This window comes from Marinobacter sp. F4218 (assembly GCF_019443085.1).
GTDB lineage: Bacteria > Pseudomonadota > Gammaproteobacteria > Pseudomonadales > Oleiphilaceae > Marinobacter > Marinobacter albus.
The window spans coordinates 523,720-540,452 of record NZ_JAHZIL010000003.1; the positions used below are offsets into that span (position 1 = coordinate 523,720).

Consider the following 16,733-nt stretch of genomic DNA (forward strand, 5'->3'; position numbering starts at 1 on the left):
GCCAAATATCAGGCTGGGCCATCGTCGAGACGGACCGAATTTTCGTTCATTCCGGCACGGCTCAGTAACTGACGCCAGTCCCGGTACTGCAATCGTACCTCAACGACGGCGTCACCACTTTCCCGGTGCTGTTCGCTCAACACCGAATTCGCTTCGTGGAGCAAGGCCCGCAGTTTGCCATCAGCCGGTCCGAGCAGCACGTAATAGTGAACAACGTCCTCGGCAAGGCGTTCCACTATGGCATCAAACAGCCCGTCCAGGCCTTCACCCGTGACCGCAGACACCCAGGCTCGCACCGGAATTCCATCTTCATTGCGCTCGACGCGAGGGGTGAAATTATCAAGTAAATCAATCTTGTTAAATACCTGAAGCGCGGGAATCTCATCCGCACCTATCCCCGCCAACACCTCTTCAACCTGCTCGATATTCTCATCCCGGCGGCTGTCATGGCAGTCGATGATGTGCAATAGCAGAGACGCTTGCGTTGTTTCTTCCAGCGTTGCCCGGAACGCCTCCACCAACTTGTGGGGGAGATGACGAATGAACCCGACGGTGTCGGCCACTACGACCGGGCCGATATCCGGAAGTTCCAACCGGCGCAGCGTCGGATCGAGCGTCGCAAACAACTGATCTGCTGCATATACGCTGGAAGTGGTAATTCGGTTGAACAAGGTCGACTTGCCGGCGTTGGTATAACCAACCAACGAAACTGTCGGGATGTCAGCACGCTTTCTCGCCCGCCGCCCCTGATTGCGCTGGCGACGAACCTTTTCCAGGCGCTTGTGGATGGACTTGATGCGCTCGCGCAACAGTCGACGGTCTGTCTCGAGCTGGGTCTCACCGGGCCCCCGCAGACCGATACCCCCTTTCTGACGCTCCAGGTGGGTCCAGCCCCGAACCAGACGCGTCGACATATGCTCAAGCTGGGCGAGCTCGACCTGCAGCTTACCTTCGTGGGTTCGTGCGCGCTGGGCAAAAATATCGAGAATCACGCCGGTCCGATCCAGCACACGACATTTCAGGTCCCGCTCGATATTGCGCTCCTGGCTCGGGCTCAGGGCGTGGTTGAACAAGACCACATCTGCCTCGTTCGCGCTGATGGCGTCACGAATTTCTTCCAGCTTGCCCTCACCCACGAACAGCCGGGGACTGGGCTGCTTACGAGAGCCATTGACTTCAGCCACAGGCTCAACGCCTGCTGATGTTACCAGCTCCCGAAATTCTTCGGGATCTTCGGTCTCTTGCTGGGAGGTGAAATCGATGTGGACCAGGATAGCCCGTTCACCGACATCTGGACGTTCAAACAAGTGTTTTCAGCTCCGAAACAGTCAAACTGTTAAACCATAAAAACAAACACCCGCGCCCTTCCGAGCGGTGACGCTCTTCAGGGACGCGGGTGACAGTACCGGCGAGCCGGGTAAATCAGTCTTCAGACTCACCCTCTCCTCCCGGGGCCTGCGGCGGAATGCGAACATTGCGGGCAGGTACCACGGTGGAAATAGCGTGCTTGTAGACCATCTGGCTGACAGTATTTTTCAGCAAAATCACGAATTGGTCGAAAGACTCGATCTGGCCCTGAAGCTTGATACCATTGACCAGAAAGATGGAAACCGGAATGCGTTCCTTGCGCAAAGCATTGAGGTAAGGGTCTTGTAACGAGTGCCCTTTTGACATGTGTGTTCTCCTGTTTTTAGTAAATGCAGATCGTCATTTTTCAGAGTTAAATGTGGTGCGAAGTCCGATTTTTTTCAAGGCTGCCTGAGAGATATCTTCGTCCCCGCTATCCAGCCAGTGCACACTGGACCACTTGCGCAGCCAGGTTAACTGCCGCTTCGCCAACTGACGCGTGGCAGAAACGCCCTTGCTTACAAATGTGTCATAGTCATAATCACCGGCCAGGTAACCCCAGGCCTGACGATAACCGACACAACGCATGGAAGGGAGATCAGGGTGCAAATCGCCTCTGACCATCAGCGCCCGCACTTCATCAAGAAACCCTGCATCCAACATGTTCATAAAACGCAGATGGATTCTCTCGTGAAGCACTCGCCGCTCCTCAGGCGCCATGGCGAGCTGCGTCACAGTATACGGAAGCGAAGTGACTTCGTCTGCCTGCCATTGGGTGAAATAGGTGTAATCCTCGACACCATCCCCTTGATTTTGGGGCAGACTGGCGCCCTCGGCCTGCCAGAATGACGAAATGGGCTTGCCCGTCAGGCGAATGACCTCCAATGCCCGCAATAAACGCTGGCGGTTGTTGGGATGGATCAGCCGCGCGGCAACGGCGTCCTTTGCCTCAAGCTCCTGATGCAGTGCCGACCAGCCTTTCCGGCTTGCCTCCTGTTCCAGGACCCGACGCAGTTCCGGGTTCGCACCCGGCAATCCGGACATCCCATGCAGCAAGGCCTTGAAGTACATCATGGTGCCGCCCACCAGCAATGGAATGCGTCCCGCTTTGGTGATCCTTTCCATTTCTGTCAGGGCATCCCGCCGGAAATCCGCCGCAGAGTAGGATTCAGCCGGGTCACAAATATCGATCAGCCGGTGCGGTGCCCGCGCCAGCTCTTCGGCGGATGGTTTGGCAGTACCAATGTCCATGCCCCGGTATATCATGGCGGAATCGACACTGATGATGTCGCAGGGCAGGCGCTCGCACAGCTCGATCGCCAGGTCCGTCTTTCCCGACGCCGTCGGCCCCATCAAAAAAATGGCGGGCGGCCGCTGCTCTGCCTCGTTCCTCTGCGCTGTCATGATCAATCAGCGCCCTCTCAGGAACAGTTTGTCCAGCTCCGACAGCGTCACCAGCGTCCAGGTTGGACGGCCATGGTTGCATTGACCGCTGCGCTCGGTGGCTTCCATGTCCCGCAAAAGGGAGTTCATTTCCGGAATGGTCAGCTGGCGGTTGGCCCGCACCGAGCCATGGCATGCCATGGTTCCCAGAAGCTCGTGAGTGACCGCCTCGACCCGGTCGCTTTGACCATGTTCAATGAGATCGGCCAGAACGTCCCGGATCAGCTGTTCGGCATCCGCGCCGCGTAGCAGAGCCGGCACCTGCCTGACCGCCAGCGTCTCGGGCCCGATCCGCTCAACCTGCAACCCGAGCTGCTGCAAATCCTCGCCGTGGGACTCCGCCAGCGCCGCTTCCTTCTGGCTTACGGCCACCGACAGAGGCACCAACAGAGGCTGACTCTTGAGATCCTGCTCCGCCAATGCCCGCTTCATCCGCTCGTAGGTGATGCGCTCGTGTGCCGCATGCATGTCCACCACGATCAAGCCGGCCCGCCCCTGGGCGAGAATATAGATGCCGTGGAGCTGGGCAATGGCGTACCCCAACGGCGGCTCCTCGTCGCCGTCTGTCGGAGGCGTAGGTATTGCCTCTGCCATACCAGCTGACGCCTGCCGCGAGCCATTATCGACGCCACCACCGGCATTCAACGAGTTATAGAACGCCATCTGGTCACTGGCATGCCACTCCTGCTGCGGCTGGGACTGCCCCGAGTACTGGCCCCCGAAGGCATTCGTATGCGTCGGCGGTTGGCCGGAGTCCAGACCTGCAGGCTGCCCGGACCACGCTCCGGCAGCCGTTCCCGGACCGGCCACGGAGGGTTGCTGCATAGCCGCATTTTCGCGCCCGAATGATTGAGCAACCGCACCACGCAGGTGGTCGTCCGGGCGCACATCGGCCAGCGCCTTGTGCAGCGTGCGGAATATGAAATCGTGGACCAGCCGACCATCCCGGAACCGGACTTCATGCTTCGTGGGGTGCACGTTCACGTCGACGGTGGCCGGGTCGACCTCGAGGTACAGGACAAAAGCCGGGTGACGATTGTTGTAGAGCACGTCCCGATAGGCCTGACGCACCGCATGAGCCACCAGGCGATCGCGGATGACCCGGCCATTCACAAAGAAATACTGCAGGTCCGCCTGACTCCGGGAAAAGGTCGGCAACGCCACCCAACCCCACAACCGCAAGCCGGTTGCCTCGGCATCAATCAACACAGCATTGTCGATGAACTGCTGACCACACAGGGCGCCAATTCGGCGCTCCTTATCCACAGGGGACTCTGCCGGACGCAGACTCTGTACGACTCTCTGATTGTGACGCAAGGTGAATCCGGCGTCGAAGCGGCTCAGCGCCTGGCGCCGGACACACTCGTCCACATGATTGAATTCAGTTTTTTCCGTGCGCAGGAACTTGCGGCGGGCGGGAGTATTGAAGAACAGGTCACGCACTTCGACGGTTGTACCAACCGGATGCGCTGCCGGTGAAATGCGGGCATCCATGTCACGGCCCTCCACTTCCACGCGCGAAGCCGCCTCCTGGGCCGCCGTCCGCGACGTCAGCGTCAGGCGGGAAACAGAGCTGATACTGGCCAGCGCCTCGCCACGGAAACCCAGCGAGGCCACCGCTTCCAGATCGTCGAGACTGGCAATCTTGCTGGTGGCATGGCGACTGAGCGCCAGTGGCAGGTCCTGCTCTTCGATACCGCTGCCGTCGTCCCTGACCCGGATAAGCTTTGCGCCGCCCTGTTCGACTTCCACATCGACCCGGCCGGCACCTGCGTCCAGGGCATTTTCAACCAGTTCCTTAACGACAGACGCAGGACGCTCCACCACCTCGCCGGCGGCGATCTGGTTCGCGAGCCGTGGCGAGAGCAATTGAATGTGGGGCATGTTTCGGGAAAACCTCTTGATCAGGATGCGGGAATACGAATGGTTTGCCCTACCATAACACGGTCATCCCTCAGGCCGTTAAACTGCATCAGCTCACTGACGGTGGTCTGGTTCCTCCTGGCGACCCCGGAGAGCGTGTCTCCGCGCTGTATCCGATAATGACTGACACTACTACCACCCCGCTGCTGCTGTTTCTGCCAGGCCAGTAAGGTGCCCGGTGGCGGTGTTTTCTGGAAGTAATCGTCTACGCCTTTCATGATTGCGTTGGCGAGCCGGTTCCGATACCACTCTGTCGACAGATTCTTCTCTTCCTGGGGGTTGGAGATAAACCCGGCCTCGACCAGGATGGACGGGATATCCGGGGATTTCAGGACCACGAACGAGGCCTGCTCGACGCCCGACTTGTGCAGCTTGGCGACGCTGCCCAGTTTACCCAGCACGGAGCTGCCCACCCCCAGGCTGGCGTTGATGCTTGCGGTCATGGACAGGTCGAGCAGCACCCCTGCCAGCATGTCGTCCCGACCATCCAGTGACACCCCACCGGTCAGGTCTGAACGATTTTCACTCTGGGCCAGCCAGCGCGCAGTCTCACTGGTAGCGCCCCGCTGCGACAGCGCAAAAACCGACGCGCCTTTCGGCTGGGGGGTACGGAAGGCATCGGCGTGCACCGACACAAACAAGTCCGCGTTGTACTTGCGCGCCAGCAGGGTCCGGTTGCGGAGGCCGATGTAATAGTCCCCGGTGCGGGTCAGCTTCGCCGTGTAACCGGGTTGCTGGTTGATGAGGCTGGCAAGCGTCTTCGCCATTTTGAGAACGACGTCTTTCTCGCGGGTGCCCCGGGGGCCTGTTGCGCCGGGATCCTCACCGCCGTGGCCGGCGTCAATCACCACAATCACATCCCGCTTGCCATTGGCGTTCTGGGTCACTGTGGGTTTGGCAGCTTTCTCCAACCTGCGACCACCCTCATCAATCAGATCAACCACGAGGCGATGGCCATACTGATCATTCGGCTCAAGCTGGAAACTGCGCGGTTTGATGTCGCTGTTCAGATCCAGGACCACACGGAGATCCGTGCCGTTACGGGGCGCACTCCGGATCCGGCGAATCGGGCTTCCGGACAGGTCCAGCTTGTCAAAATCCGCCTTCAGGTCCGTATTCTTCAAATCAATGACCAGTCGGGCAGGGTTCTGCAGTGAGAATACGTTGTGGGCAACCTTGCCGGCGGTGTCGAGCACCAGACGGGTATGATCCGGAGCCGGCCAGACACGCACGCCCTCCACGCGGGTACCCGCCTGGGTAGCAAGCGAGGCCGACAACATCAGAACCATCGTCAGACCCGCCATTCTGTCTAGGATTGATACAAGCTTACTCATGCCGCTGTCCTGCTCTAAAAGAGACATAGCCCGGTGCCGTCAATGGTCGGGCCCGATCAATTCCAACTGGTTCAGCAGGGCTGCCCCCTGCTCAGAACCCGCCCTGAGCACCGCCGAGCGACCTTCGCCCTCGCGCTCAAGGTGTATTTCAAGGTCGGCCTCTGGCAACAATCCCTTACCTCGCTCGGGCCACTCAATCAGGCAGAGGCTCTGGCCCGTGAAATAATCCCGGATGCCCATGTATTCCAGCTCCTCCGGATCACCCACTCGGTAGAGATCGAAGTGATACGCCATCGGCCGCAAGTGTTCGTAAGGCTCAACCAGTGTGTAGGTCGGGCTTTTGACGGCACCCTCGTGCCCCAGCCCTCGCATGACTCCCCGGCTGAGCGTGGTTTTGCCCATACCAAGATCACCTTCCAGAAACACGGTAAGCCCCTGGCCCGACGCAACAACAACCCGGGCCAACTCGCGTCCGAGGTGTTCGGTTTCCGATTCGTTTTCCAGGAACAGGCGCCGCTCATTTCCGAAAATAGTCATGAGCCCTCCCGGCTCCCCATAATTCCAACTTCCGCCTGGCTGAACACGGTCGGTAAGGCGTCGATAACGTCGCTGGGTATCAGACCCATGAACCCTTTGCTCTGAGTTGCGACGTTTGCGGCGGCCAGGTGAACACTGGCGGCGAGTCCCGCTGCCCGCCGGGCATCACCGAGCTGGCCATACAACGCGCCAATCATGCCCGACAACACATCTCCCATACCCCCGGTCGCCATGCCGGGGTTGCTGCCGCTGACAATATCGACGACCTCTCCCTCTGAGGAAATCACCGTTCCGGCCCCTTTCAGAAGAATCGTACCACCATAGGTTTCCTGCAGCCTTCGGGCAGCAGCAATCCGGTCCGCTTCCACCTCGGGCACCAGGCAGTCCAGCAGCCGGGCCGCTTCTCCCGGGTGCGGCGTCAGTATGTGATTGTCCGCAAGTATCGGGACACGTGAGGACAGCAGGTTGAGCGCATCCGCATCGAGAACCCTTGGCTTGCCGCTGTCGACGACCTGCTCCAGCATCTGCTGCCCCCAGGCCCCCTGGCCCATTCCCGGACCACAGACGATGACCGTTGCCGATTCCAGCAGTGACGGCAGCTCGGATCCGTGAATCAGACCGTGGACCATGACCGAGGGACAGCGGGCCAATGCCGCCGTTACATGTTCCGGGCGCGTGGCCAGGGAAACCAGCCCCGCCCCGGAGCGGGCAGCGGCTTCAGCCGCCATCAAGCCGGCCCCACCGAAACCGCGATCACCCGCCACCACCAGCACGTGCCCGAATTGGCCCTTGTGCGCGTTAACTGCCCGTACCGGCAGCCAGGATCGTGTTGTTCCCCAGTCAAGCCGATGCGCCAGCGGCGGCTGCCCACTCAGGGTGACACCATCTCCGGTATCGAGCGATTCAAACACCACAGAACCGCACGCGGCCGCACCCTGCCCGGTAAACAAACCGGCCTTCAGGCCAATGAATGTCACCGTCAGATCAGCCTTGACCGCATCCCCTTCCGTCGCCCCCGTGGTGGCATTGAGTCCCGATGGCAGGTCAATCGCCAGTACCGGCGCCGCGACGCTGTTGCAGCGGGCGATCAGCCCGGCGAAGGGCTCCCGTGGTGCCCCGGATACACCAGTGCCGAGCATCGCATCCACCAGCACTCCGGCCTGGCTGAACAGCTCATCCAGCTCTAAATCACCCAGGTCGCCCAACTCCAGCACCGGCACCCCATCTTTGCACGCTTTCCGCCAGGCCTTGCGGGCATCACCGGACAGCTTTCCGGTCGGGGCAACCGCAATACACCGCACCTCGATTCCGTGGCGTGCCGCATTGGCCGCCACCAGGTAACCATCGCCGCCGTTATTTCCCGCGCCGCACAACACGAGCACAGGCCCCTGGTCAGGCCAGTGCCGGACCAGCTGACGGAACGCCGAATAGGCCGCCCGCTGCATCAGATCGAAACCGTCTACCCCCTGCTGATCAATCACATAGCGATCGATCTCCCGCACGGCATCGGCGGAAAACAATGCGTCTGGTAGACTGCTCACATCGGACGGCGGCATGAGCCCTCGCTCCCGTTACAGAAACCGGTTTAAGAAAAATGGCCATATACCTGTAAAGCATAGCAAAACAGGGAAAAAGGTCATAACTTAATCAAATTAAAGTTTGGCATACTGATTTTCAATAAGTTGCCTCAGAACAGCAGGCCCCATGAGCGCAGCACCTGACCCCTCAAATACCGAAAAGGAATTCGCAGACCTGGTTGATCGCATTCGCGACCGAGCCTATGAACTCGGCTTTGCAGATCTCGGCATAACCCTCCCCGAAACCGGCCCCCATGCCGGGCATCTGCAGCGCTGGCTGGAAAAAGGCTATCAGGGCGAAATGGATTACATGGGCTATCACGGCGACAAGCGCTACACACCCACATCTCTGGTGCCCGGCACGGCCAGGGTCATCTCCGTGCGAATGGATTACCTGCCTGCTCCGGACAACCCGAAAGAAGCGCTTACTAACCGGGAAAACGCGTACGTGACCCGATACGCGCTGGGACGGGACTACCATAAGCTGATCCGCAAACGGCTGGCCACTCTGGCGAACTGGATTGACGAAGCTGTCAGCGGTTATGACTATCGAGCGTTTGTGGACAGCGCGCCGGTGCTTGAGCGTGCGCTCGCTCAGCGCGCGGGGCTGGGATGGATCGGCAAGAACAACATGCTGATCCATCCCAGGGCCGGCTCGTTCTTCTTTCTGGGCGAGATTTTTACCAGTGCCCCGCTGCCGGTGGATGAACCCTTCGAAACGGACCACTGCGGCAGCTGCTCTGCCTGCCTCGACCTGTGCCCGACTGATGCATTCGTCGGAGCGCACGAACTCGACGCCCGACGCTGCATCAGCTACCTCACCATTGAACTCAAGGGCAGTATTCCCGAGGAACTGAGATCACTCATGGGCAATCGGGTGTTTGGCTGCGACGACTGCCAACTGGTCTGCCCCTGGCAGAAATTCAGCAAACCCACCGGCGAAGACGACTTCCAGCCACGTCACGGCCTGGACAACACTTCCCTGGCGGAGCTGTTTCTCTGGACCGAAGAACAGTTCCTGAAACGGACAGAGGGGTCGGCGATTCGCCGGACGGGTTATGACGGATGGCTGCGAAACCTGGCCGTGGGCCTGGGCAATGCGCCCTCAACCATCCCCGTCATCGAAGCCCTGAAACAGCGGGCGGACCACCCCAACGGTATGGTCCGCGAGCACGTACAATGGGCCCTGAGGCAGCACGGTCTATAGCTTGAAGAAGGTATCGCGGTAGTGACGCAGCTCGTTGATGGAGTCCCGGATATCATCGAGTGCCAGATGACTCCCCTGCTTCTTCACGCCTGCCAGCACGTCCGGGCGCCAGCGCCGCGCCAGCTCCTTGACGGTGGAAACGTCCAGGTTGCGGTAATGAAAGAAACTCTCCAGCTTCGGCATGTACTTGACGAGGAATCGACGGTCCTGACCAATGCTGTTTCCACACAGCGGCGACTTGCCCGACTCCAGATACTGCTGGAGAAATTCCAGAGTCTGCTTTTCCGCCTCGGCTTCATCAATGCTGCTTTCTTTCACGCGCTTGGTCAGGCCACTGGCACCATGGGTGTTGGTGCACCACTCATCCATCGAGTCCAACAGGCTATCAGGCTGATGCACGGCAATGACCGGCCCCTCAGCCACGACATTGAGCTCCGAATCGGTGATGATGGTGGCCATCTCAATAATCCGTTCCTTCTCCGGGTCGAGGCCGGTCATCTCCAGGTCTATCCAAACTAAACGATCACCTTCTGCCATTCTCAGCTCCTAACCTCGGGTATCTTGATGGTGGAAATGGGTAATACTCTGCGTATTGTGGCCGATTCACGTATGATGTGACACCTCACTCCACCGAATACTGGCAGCTGGTCCTTAATGGCAAAACGGCGACTGAACAAACAGCAGCAATTCCGAATCAAAAAAATCCAGGAAGAGCGAGCAGCCCGCGTAGCCCGGAAGGAAAAAGCCGTTCAGGAACAGGCCGACGCCGGAGAATTGGGCCCCGAGCAGGAGGGGCTCATCATTGCTCACTACGGGCAGCAACTGGACGTGGAACCCCTTGAAGGGGAAAAGGCCGGCGAGGTAGTCCGCTGCTTTGTCCGTGCCAATATCGACAGCCTGGTAACCGGGGACACGGTGGTCTGGCGGCCCGGCAAGAATGAGACGGGCGTCATCGTCGCCCGCTGTGACCGCCAGAACCTGCTGCAACGTCCGGATAATTTCGGCGCCCTCAAACCGGTGGCGGCCAACATTGATCACATCATTCTGGTCATCGCCTCGGAGCCCGAACCCCACGACAACCTGATCGACCGGTACCTGGTGGCGTCGGAAATCACCGATATTCCTGCCGTCATCCTGCTGAACAAAACCGACCTGATTACTGACCGGAACCGGGATCAGATCGATGCCCTACTGGGTCGCTACGAATCGCTGGGCTACGAGGTTGTCCGCACCTCCGCGACCGAATCCGGCAACCGGCCCTCGCCCGAGGTTGAAGCACTGGTGAAAGACCAGACCAGCGTTTTTGTCGGTCAGTCGGGCGTCGGCAAATCATCGATCATCCAGACGCTGATTCCGGATGAGGCCATTCGGGTCGGCGCCGTTTCGGAAAGCACGGGCAAAGGCGTGCACACCACAACCACCGCCAAACTCTTCCACCTGCCCATCGGCGGCGATCTGATCGATTCACCAGGCATTCGGGAATTCGGCCTCTGGCACATGACGCCCCAGGAGATCGAATACGGGTTTCGGGAAATACGGGATGAGATCGGCCACTGCAAGTTCCGCAACTGCCGGCACATGGGCGACCCTGGATGCGCCATTGATGCTGCCGCTGCAGAAGGCCGGATCAGCCCCGAACGCCTGAAAAGCTTCCACCGTATTCTTCAGGACATGAGCGAGCAGCAGGCACGCGGCCTCAAACTGGACTGACCGACACTCTCGGGGTTACCAGGTCAGCTCGCCGGGAGCCGGGTCGGGTTTGTCTTCCTCCCAATCACCGCTCTTCAGCTTCTCCATCGCCTTCTGCTTCTCAGCTTCCGAAGGCTGGGTCAGATCAATAAGCGGCTCATCATTGTGGCCGGCACTGTCCTGAATCCCCTTAACCGTCTTTTTGTTCAGCACGATGATGGAAATTCGCCGGTTGATCGGGGCTTGCGGATCTTCCTTATCGAACAGCACCGAGTCACTGAGTCCGACAACCCGGGCAATCTGTCCCTGCCGGACACCGCCAGCCACCAATGCCCTTCGGGCGGTATTGGCACGGTCGGCGGACAATTCCCAGTTGGTGTAGCCCGGCCGCCCGCTGAAGGGGGTCGCATCGGTATGGCCCGTCAGGCTGAGCTTGTTATCCACCGAGCCGAGGGTTTTGGCCAGCTCGAACAGGATGTCCTGGGAGTAGTACTTGAGCTCTGCGCGACCACTGTCGAACATCGGGCGTCCCGAGCGGTCGACGATCTGGATGCGCAAGCCCTCGTCCGTGATGTCGATCAGCAGTTGGTCCTTGAACTCCTGCAGCGTTTCATTCTGCTCAATCCGCTCCTTGAGTTCCTGAAACAACTCTTCCATACGGCGTTGCTCAAGGGTTTCGGAGAGTTCGTCCACCACTTCGTCTTCTATCTGGATCTGGCTGGATTCAATATCGGGACTCGCTTCGGTGACCACCGACGCGCTGCCCTCGAGGTCTACGGGATTGGGCGAGCCTCCCTCGGTAAAACCGACGGGGTCGCGGAAATAGCCTTCCACTGCTCGCTTCTGCTCGGGCGTGGCCGTCGCCGTTAACCAGAGCACCAGGAAAAACGCCATCATGGCGGTCGCAAAATCGGCGAAGGCCACTTTCCACGAGCCACCGTGGTGACCGCCAGCAACCACCTTCTTGCGTTTGATGATGATCGGTTGTTCTTCCACGCATCAGCTCCGGATCAGTGTTGGACGGATATTACTTGGAGCGAACGTGATCGTTCAGTTCCTGGAAGCCGGGGCGCTTGTCGGTGGGCAACGCCTTGCGACCAAATTCGATAGCCATCTGTGGCGCCTGACCGGACACAGTGGCGACAATGGCCGACTTGGTGCACTCGTAAGCTTTCAATTCGTATTTCGCAGAATGTTCCATGGCAACGGACATCGGGCCGACAAAACCATAGCCCATGAAAATACCCAGAAAGGTACCGACCAGTGCTGCGGCGACACTGAGACCGATCCGCTCCGGCCCCTCGGACAGGAAGTTCATGGTAATCACGATCCCGAGCACCGCAGCGACAATGCCCAGGCCCGGCAGCGCGTCGGCAACCTTGTTGACCGCGTGCGAGGGTTCCTCCAGCTCGTGCTGGCGACTGTCAATCTCGTTCTCCATCATGCCTTCAAGCTCATGGGTCGCCATGTTGCCGGAGCTGATGATGCGCAGGTAATCGGTAATAAATGCGAGCAGCTCCTTTGATTTCATGATCGCAGGGTACCGACTGAAGATCTGGCTGGACTCGGGATTGTCGATGTCCTCTTCAATGGCCATCACACCCTGCTTGCGGGACTTGTCGAAAACCTCGTACAGCAGGCTGAGAAGATCCATGTAAAAGGATTTATTGAACGGTGATCCGGTCAGCTGGCGCAGCATACCTCGGAACACTTCCTTGACCGTGTGCAACGGGTTGGCGATCACGAACGAGCCGATTGCGGCGCCGAAAATAATCAGGATCTCTGTGGGCTGCCAGAGAACCAACAGGTTGCCACCGTGCAGCGTATACCCGCCTAGCACGCTCGCAACTACAACCACCGCTCCAATAATCAGTAACATGGGGAGAATGCACGCCTTGGTTTTTGGTTATCAGCGAACGCCACGAGCGCCCGCATTATTATGAGCCCCGATCATAGCAAGGCTCTGCAACGACCGCTAAGCCGTGAAACAATTTCTATACAAGGACCAGTCTTTGCTAAACTTCGCGCCTTTGAGCGCTAAGGGTCCTTTTTCAATGTTTAACAAGCTGTTTGTTCTGAGCCAGTACGTTACGCCACAACTGGCCGTTTCGCGCCTTGCCGGCCGGCTGGCGGACAATGACCGCACACCGGCACTCAAGAATCGCGTGATCAAATGGTTTATCGGCCGCTACGGCGTAAACATGAGCGAAGCCGCGGAGCCAGACCCCACAGCGTATTCCAGCTTCAATGCATTTTTTACCCGTGCCCTGAAACCCGGACTTCGCCCCCTGGCCGAAGGCGAGAAAACCCTGGTGAGCCCGGTTGATGGCGCCATCAGCCAACTCGGTCAGGTCAGTGGTGATCGGGTGTTCCAGGCCAAGGGACAGTCTTTCAGTCTGACCGAACTGCTCGGCGGGGATCAGCAGCGGGCAGAGCCGTTCGAAGAGGGCGAATTCTCCACGATTTACCTGTCTCCGAAGGACTATCACCGCATTCATATGCCTGTGGCCGGCACCCTTCGGGAGATGGTTTACATTCCGGGCAAGCTGTTCTCGGTGAATCCGGTGACCGCTGAAAATGTCCCGAACCTGTTTGCCCGCAACGAACGGGTTGCCTGCATCTTTGACACCGACGCAGGGCCTATGGCGATGGTGCTCGTGGGCGCGATGATTGTCGGCAGTGTCGAAACCGTCTGGTCTGGTGTTGTCGCGCCCGGGAGTGGCCTGATCACCAGTACAGGCTATGAAGGAGAGCAGGCCCGGTCGTTTGCCAAAGGCGAGGAAATGGGTCGATTCCGGCTGGGCTCAACGGTGGTCATGGTTATGCCGAAAGGTGCCGTGACCTGGAACGACGAGCTCGACGCGGGAAAGACTGTGCGAATGGGCGAGGCCTTCGGCACACTGGCCTGAGATCTACGCCCGCGCGAAGGGAAAGGCGAGGACGTCAGAAATATCCTTCGTCCCCACCTTGAGCATCAATAGCCGGTCAAGCCCAAGCGCAACGCCGGCGCAATCCGGCAGGCCTGCGGCCATCGCCGCCAGGAACGCGTCGTCCACGGGCATCTCAGGCTTGCCCGCCCGCCTGCGAAGCTGGTTATCCGCCTCGAACCGTTGGCGCTGTTCGCCAGCATCAGCCAGCTCCCAGTAACCATTACACAATTCCAGACCGTTGATATAGAGCTCGAAGCGGTGGGCCATGTCATGCCCGTCCACCTCCGACACCCGGGCCAGCGCAGCCTGGGACGCGGGATAACCGGTAATGAATTCCGGAACGTCCTGGCCCAGATGGGGCTCCACGGCAAAACTCATCACCAGATCCAGGCAGCCATCGCGGCCGAGGCCCGCAATCTGCCCGGGAGCCAGCCATTGTTCGCATCGACGCGCCAGGTCGCGATCGGTGATCTCGAACGGGTCAAGTTGGGCCCAAACCTTCATGGCCTCACGATAGGACCGCAGGCGGGGAGGCGGGCAACCGAGCCAGCCACAGACCAGATCCGATACCTCGGCCATCAGCGCGTTATCATCGAATCCGACCCGATACCATTCGAGCAGCGAAAACTCCGGATTGTGGCGACGCCCACACTCCCCGTTCCGGAAAACTTTTGATATCTGATAGATCGACCCCGACCCCGCCGCCAGGAGTCGTTTCATATGGTATTCGGGAGAAGTCTGCAGCCAGCCGCCGCGACGTCCCATGGCCGAAACGTCGGCAAACACACCGTCCAGGTTAACGTCAGTCACGCCATGCTGGGCCAATACCGGCGTCTCAACCTCCAGGACCCGCCGCTCAGCAAAAAAGCCGCGCACAAACGCTAACTGTTGTGCACGGCTTTTCAGGACTGCCTGGGAGGCAGATGGCTGCCAGACAGGATTCTCGGTCATACCCGGGGTCAGCTGCTTTTTACGCGGCTGACATACTCGCCCGAGCGGGTGTCGACCTTAAGCACTTCACCGATCGTGATGAACAGCGGGACGTTGACCACGGCACCCGTGGAGAGCGTCGCTGGTTTGGAACCGCCCTGGGCAGTATCGCCCTTCATGCCGGGATCGGTATCCACCACTTCCAGCTCAACGAAGTTGGGCGGAGTCACGATCAATGGCGCGCCATTGTAGAGGGTGACCGTGTAGACATCCTGCTCCTTGAGCCACTTGACGGTATCGCCGACGGCCTTGGCATCGGCCGGATACTGTTCGAAAGAGCCGTCAGTGAGCATGAAATGCCAGAATTCGCCATCGGTGTACAGGTACTCCATGTCCTGATCGATGACGTCAGCGGCTTCGAGGCTCTCGCCGGACTTGAAGGTGCGCTCCCAAACCCGATTCGTCATGAGATTCCGCAGTTTTACACGGTTAAACGCCTGCCCCTTCCCCGGTTTGACGAACTCGTTATCGAGCATGATACAGGGGTCGCCATCCAGCAAAACCTTAAGACCGCTGCGGAATTCGTTGGTAGAATATGAAGCCATGAAATGTTCACCTGACAAAATGCAGTTTAAAAATCAAAGGTCGCTATGATACAGCGAACCCCCACCCGTATAGAAGCCCACCTTGCCGATGACGACAGAAGCTGGCAGCAATTGCTCTCGGAGTCGATTACCTCACCGGAGGTGTTGCTGGAAAGACTGGAGTTGGCACCCGAGCGCTGGCTGGCGGGCGCTCGGGCCGGGCACGAGCTTTTCCCCGTGCGGGTTCCCGAGCCCTTCCTGAACCGCATCAACAAATCCGATCCGGAAGACCCCCTGCTGAAACAGGTACTTCCGCTGGATCAGGAAAGCCTGACCGTTCCAGGATTCATGCGCGATCCGCTGGAAGAGGGCGGAGCCATCCAGACTACGGGCCTGATCCGCAAGTACCGAAGTCGCGCCCTGTTGATGGTTACCGGGCAATGCGCGATCAACTGCCGCTACTGTTTCCGTCGTCACTTTCCTTATGAGGACCAGCGCCTGAGTCCGGAAGACCGGCAACACGTGATCGACACCCTGTCGGCAAGTCCGGAAATCAATGAAGTCATTCTCAGCGGCGGCGACCCGCTCGCTGTCAACGACCGCCTGCTGGCTCAGTGGGCGTCTGACCTCAGCGCCATTCCCCACATCCGCCGCCTGCGCCTGCACACCCGGTTGCCGGTAGTGATCCCTCAGCGTGTGTGCGACGCACTGCTGAACTGGCTGGCTGCGACCCCGGTCCAGGTCATCATGGTTCTGCATATCAACCATCCTGCGGAAATTGACGACGCAACCCGAAGGGCCTTGGGCAAGTTGCGGGCGGCGGGGGTTACCCTTTTAAACCAGAGTGTAATCCTGCGGGGCGTAAACAATGACCCCGATGTGCTGGAAGCGCTCAGCGAAACCCTGTTTGACGCTGGCGTGCTGCCTTACTACCTCCACGCCTTTGACCCGGTTGAGGGCGCGCATCATTACGATGTCGCCGACGAAGAGGCGCGGAACCTCGTTCAGGTGCTGCTGGCCCGGCTGCCAGGATTCCTGGTGCCGAAACTGGTGCGGGAGGTGCCCGGCCGGGAGGGCAAGTCCCCTATTAACCTGTTCCCGTGACGCGCTTCTCAAATTTTTGGCCTAACTTCACATGTCAAAGATTGTGAACTCGTGATTTGTTCGCTTTTTGTAACTGGCTTGCTATTTTAGAGTCCGGTAATGTTCAAACAATTATACGTATTTGCGGT

16 protein-coding genes are annotated in these 16,733 nt (G+C 59.2%); 4 read left to right on the top strand and 12 right to left on the bottom strand.

Features of this window, described 5'->3' with window-relative positions:
* Nucleotides 1-8 precede the first annotated feature (8 nt).
* The 7 genes from hflX to K0B93_RS06340 all read right to left on the bottom strand — a co-directional run bounded on the left by hflX (nucleotide 9) and on the right by K0B93_RS06340 (nucleotide 8,140).
* The gene (gene hflX / locus K0B93_RS06310; RefSeq protein ID WP_219866397.1) at nucleotides 9-1,307 is read right to left on the bottom strand and encodes a ribosome rescue GTPase HflX; all 1,299 of its coding nucleotides are present in this window, start codon (nucleotides 1,305-1,307) and stop codon (nucleotides 9-11) included.
* 115 nt (nucleotides 1,308-1,422) lie between these two features.
* Complete coding sequence (gene hfq / locus K0B93_RS06315) at nucleotides 1,423-1,674, bottom strand: RNA chaperone Hfq (protein WP_218635049.1); 252 nt, start codon at nucleotides 1,672-1,674, stop codon at nucleotides 1,423-1,425.
* A gap of 33 nt (nucleotides 1,675-1,707) precedes the next feature.
* Nucleotides 1,708-2,751 (bottom strand): tRNA (adenosine(37)-N6)-dimethylallyltransferase MiaA, encoded by a 1,044-nt coding sequence (gene miaA / locus K0B93_RS06320; RefSeq protein ID WP_228743320.1) that lies wholly within the window; start codon nucleotides 2,749-2,751, stop codon nucleotides 1,708-1,710.
* A 6-nt stretch (nucleotides 2,752-2,757) separates the two neighbouring features.
* Nucleotides 2,758-4,674, bottom strand: coding sequence for a DNA mismatch repair endonuclease MutL (gene mutL, locus K0B93_RS06325; protein ID WP_219866398.1), 1,917 nt, complete (start codon nucleotides 4,672-4,674; stop codon nucleotides 2,758-2,760).
* Nucleotides 4,675-4,694: 20 nt separating this feature from the next.
* Complete coding sequence (locus K0B93_RS06330; protein ID WP_219868048.1) at nucleotides 4,695-6,017, bottom strand: N-acetylmuramoyl-L-alanine amidase; 1,323 nt, start codon at nucleotides 6,015-6,017, stop codon at nucleotides 4,695-4,697.
* A 69-nt stretch (nucleotides 6,018-6,086) separates the two neighbouring features.
* Nucleotides 6,087-6,584, bottom strand: a complete 498-nt coding sequence (tsaE, locus tag K0B93_RS06335; protein WP_219866399.1) for a tRNA (adenosine(37)-N6)-threonylcarbamoyltransferase complex ATPase subunit type 1 TsaE — start codon at nucleotides 6,582-6,584, stop codon at nucleotides 6,087-6,089.
* Nucleotides 6,581-8,140, bottom strand: coding sequence for an NAD(P)H-hydrate dehydratase (locus K0B93_RS06340; RefSeq protein WP_219866400.1), 1,560 nt, complete (start codon nucleotides 8,138-8,140; stop codon nucleotides 6,581-6,583). Before K0B93_RS06340 ends, tsaE begins: the two co-directional genes overlap by 4 nt.
* Nucleotides 8,141-8,288: 148 nt before the next feature.
* Here K0B93_RS06340 and queG point away from each other — a divergent pair, with 148 nt between their 5' ends.
* Nucleotides 8,289-9,368: a tRNA epoxyqueuosine(34) reductase QueG gene (gene queG, locus K0B93_RS06345; protein WP_219866401.1), complete on the top strand. Its 1,080-nt coding sequence runs from the start codon at nucleotides 8,289-8,291 to the stop codon at nucleotides 9,366-9,368.
* On the opposite strand, the gene orn is transcribed toward queG, so the two are convergent.
* Nucleotides 9,363-9,905, bottom strand: a complete 543-nt coding sequence (gene orn / locus K0B93_RS06350) for an oligoribonuclease (RefSeq protein ID WP_219866402.1) — start codon at nucleotides 9,903-9,905, stop codon at nucleotides 9,363-9,365. The two genes, queG and orn, sit on opposite strands and share 6 nt — an antisense overlap.
* Before the next feature lie 117 nt (nucleotides 9,906-10,022).
* Here orn and rsgA point away from each other — a divergent pair, with 117 nt between their 5' ends.
* Nucleotides 10,023-11,078 (top strand): small ribosomal subunit biogenesis GTPase RsgA, encoded by a 1,056-nt coding sequence (gene rsgA / locus K0B93_RS06355; protein ID WP_219866403.1) that lies wholly within the window; start codon nucleotides 10,023-10,025, stop codon nucleotides 11,076-11,078.
* Between the two features lie 15 nt (nucleotides 11,079-11,093).
* Here the strand turns inward: rsgA and motB are convergent, their stop codons facing one another.
* Both motB and motA read right to left on the bottom strand, forming a co-directional pair.
* Complete coding sequence (motB, locus tag K0B93_RS06360; RefSeq protein WP_219866404.1) at nucleotides 11,094-12,053, bottom strand: flagellar motor protein MotB; 960 nt, start codon at nucleotides 12,051-12,053, stop codon at nucleotides 11,094-11,096.
* 31 nt (nucleotides 12,054-12,084) lie between these two features.
* On the bottom strand, nucleotides 12,085-12,936 hold the full coding sequence (gene motA, locus K0B93_RS06365) for a flagellar motor stator protein MotA (RefSeq protein WP_219866405.1): 852 nt from the start codon (nucleotides 12,934-12,936) through the stop codon (nucleotides 12,085-12,087).
* 175 nt (nucleotides 12,937-13,111) lie between these two features.
* Here motA and asd point away from each other — a divergent pair, with 175 nt between their 5' ends.
* On the top strand, nucleotides 13,112-13,966 hold the full coding sequence (gene asd, locus K0B93_RS06370) for an archaetidylserine decarboxylase (protein WP_219866406.1): 855 nt from the start codon (nucleotides 13,112-13,114) through the stop codon (nucleotides 13,964-13,966).
* Between the two features lie 3 nt (nucleotides 13,967-13,969).
* Here asd and epmA read toward each other — a convergent pair whose 3' ends face one another.
* Both epmA and efp read right to left on the bottom strand, forming a co-directional pair.
* Complete coding sequence (gene epmA / locus K0B93_RS06375; RefSeq protein ID WP_219866407.1) at nucleotides 13,970-14,938, bottom strand: EF-P lysine aminoacylase EpmA; 969 nt, start codon at nucleotides 14,936-14,938, stop codon at nucleotides 13,970-13,972.
* An 8-nt stretch (nucleotides 14,939-14,946) separates the two neighbouring features.
* Nucleotides 14,947-15,522 carry an elongation factor P gene (gene efp, locus K0B93_RS06380; protein ID WP_219866408.1) on the bottom strand — a complete coding sequence of 192 codons (576 nt, stop codon included), beginning with the start codon at nucleotides 15,520-15,522 and terminating at the stop codon, nucleotides 14,947-14,949.
* 45 nt (nucleotides 15,523-15,567) lie between these two features.
* Here efp and epmB point away from each other — a divergent pair, with 45 nt between their 5' ends.
* The gene (gene epmB, locus K0B93_RS06385) at nucleotides 15,568-16,605 is read left to right on the top strand and encodes an EF-P beta-lysylation protein EpmB (RefSeq protein ID WP_219866409.1); all 1,038 of its coding nucleotides are present in this window, start codon (nucleotides 15,568-15,570) and stop codon (nucleotides 16,603-16,605) included.
* Nucleotides 16,606-16,733 lie beyond the last annotated feature (128 nt).

Excerpts from the sequence above, each read along its gene's own strand:
- hfq (WP_218635049.1), bottom strand. The coding sequence starts at position 1,674 with ATGTCAAAAGGGCACTCGTTACAAGACCCTTACCTCAATGCTTTGCGC.
- miaA (WP_228743320.1), bottom strand. The coding sequence starts at position 2,751 with ATGACAGCGCAGAGGAACGAGGCAGAGCAGCGGCCGCCCGCCATTTTT.
- mutL (WP_219866398.1), bottom strand. The coding sequence starts at position 4,674 with ATGCCCCACATTCAATTGCTCTCGCCACGGCTCGCGAACCAGATCGCC.
- K0B93_RS06330 (WP_219868048.1), bottom strand. The coding sequence starts at position 6,017 with ATGGCGGGTCTGACGATGGTTCTGATGTTGTCGGCCTCGCTTGCTACC.
- tsaE (WP_219866399.1), bottom strand. The coding sequence starts at position 6,584 with ATGACTATTTTCGGAAATGAGCGGCGCCTGTTCCTGGAAAACGAATCG.
- K0B93_RS06340 (WP_219866400.1), bottom strand. The coding sequence starts at position 8,140 with ATGCCGCCGTCCGATGTGAGCAGTCTACCAGACGCATTGTTTTCCGCC.
- queG (WP_219866401.1), top strand. The coding sequence starts at position 8,289 with ATGAGCGCAGCACCTGACCCCTCAAATACCGAAAAGGAATTCGCAGAC.
- orn (WP_219866402.1), bottom strand. The coding sequence starts at position 9,905 with ATGGCAGAAGGTGATCGTTTAGTTTGGATAGACCTGGAGATGACCGGC.
- rsgA (WP_219866403.1), top strand. The coding sequence starts at position 10,023 with ATGGCAAAACGGCGACTGAACAAACAGCAGCAATTCCGAATCAAAAAA.
- motA (WP_219866405.1), bottom strand. The coding sequence starts at position 12,936 with ATGTTACTGATTATTGGAGCGGTGGTTGTAGTTGCGAGCGTGCTAGGC.
- asd (WP_219866406.1), top strand. The coding sequence starts at position 13,112 with ATGTTTAACAAGCTGTTTGTTCTGAGCCAGTACGTTACGCCACAACTG.
- epmA (WP_219866407.1), bottom strand. The coding sequence starts at position 14,938 with ATGACCGAGAATCCTGTCTGGCAGCCATCTGCCTCCCAGGCAGTCCTG.
- efp (WP_219866408.1), bottom strand. The coding sequence starts at position 15,522 with ATGGCTTCATATTCTACCAACGAATTCCGCAGCGGTCTTAAGGTTTTG.
- epmB (WP_219866409.1), top strand. The coding sequence starts at position 15,568 with ATGATACAGCGAACCCCCACCCGTATAGAAGCCCACCTTGCCGATGAC.